This is a genomic window from Vibrio sp. 10N.261.55.F4, assembly GCF_041470465.1.
Classification (GTDB): Bacteria; Pseudomonadota; Gammaproteobacteria; order Enterobacterales; family Vibrionaceae; genus Vibrio; species Vibrio crassostreae_C.
The window spans coordinates 1-764 of the sequence record NZ_JBFRMM010000049.1 but is presented as its reverse complement, the minus strand read 5'-3'; the positions used below and the strand labels follow the sequence as shown (position 1 = coordinate 764).

Genomic DNA, 764 nt, shown 5'->3' with positions numbered 1-764 from the left:
AATGTGTTTGTTGTGTTTATACCGTTCTTATTAACTAAGAGCAGATAAACATTGAGAACTTTTAAATTTGATTGAATTACTCGTAAGTAATCAATCAGTCAGCTTTCCAAATTGTTAAAGAGCAAGAGTTTTTAAAGCATTAAACTTTCAAAACCATTTTTAAATACACTCAGTTTTCTATTACTAAGAAAAGTGTGCTTGAAGATGGTGGGCGATACCGGGCTCGAACCAGTGACCCCCTGCTTGTAAGGCAGGTGCTCTCCCAACTGAGCTAATCGCCCATGATAGTTTTAATTCCTTCATGGAGAAGGAATGGTGGAGCTATGCGGGATCGAACCGCAGACCTCCTGCGTGCAAGGCAGGCGCTCTCCCAGCTGAGCTATAGCCCCATATTTTTATTTCCTTGGGAGGAAATGGTGGGCGATACCGGGCTCGAACCAGTGACCCCCTGCTTGTAAGGCAGGTGCTCTCCCAACTGAGCTAATCGCCCACGATAGTTTTAATTCCTTCGTGGAGAAAGAATGGTGGGTCGTGCAGGATTCGAACCTGCGACCAATTGATTAAAAGTCAACTGCTCTACCAACTGAGCTAACGACCCAATGGTATCCCGTAGGGGAGTCGAACCCCTGTTACCGCCGTGAAAGGGCGGTGTCCTAGGCCTCTAGACGAACGGGACACTGCAATTCATCTCTACTTTAAAAGTAGAAACAAACTTCGAAGAACTTGGGAGTTCTTCATCTCTTTACTTTTCTAAACCTAATCAA

5 tRNA genes are annotated in these 764 nt (G+C 44.6%); all 5 read right to left on the bottom strand.

Going from position 1 to position 764, the window contains the following annotated elements:
- Positions 1–205 precede the first annotated feature (205 nt).
- Positions 206–281 (bottom strand) — tRNA-Val (locus AB4249_RS20990).
- Between the two features lie 32 nt (positions 282–313).
- Positions 314–389: transfer RNA gene (locus AB4249_RS20985), tRNA-Ala, on the bottom strand.
- A 25-nt stretch (positions 390–414) separates the two neighbouring features.
- Positions 415–490: transfer RNA gene (locus AB4249_RS20980), tRNA-Val, on the bottom strand.
- A 32-nt stretch (positions 491–522) separates the two neighbouring features.
- Positions 523–598, bottom strand: a tRNA-Lys gene (locus AB4249_RS20975).
- 2 nt (positions 599–600) lie between these two features.
- Positions 601–676 (bottom strand) — tRNA-Glu (locus AB4249_RS20970).
- Between the last annotated feature and the right edge of the window lie 88 nt (positions 677–764).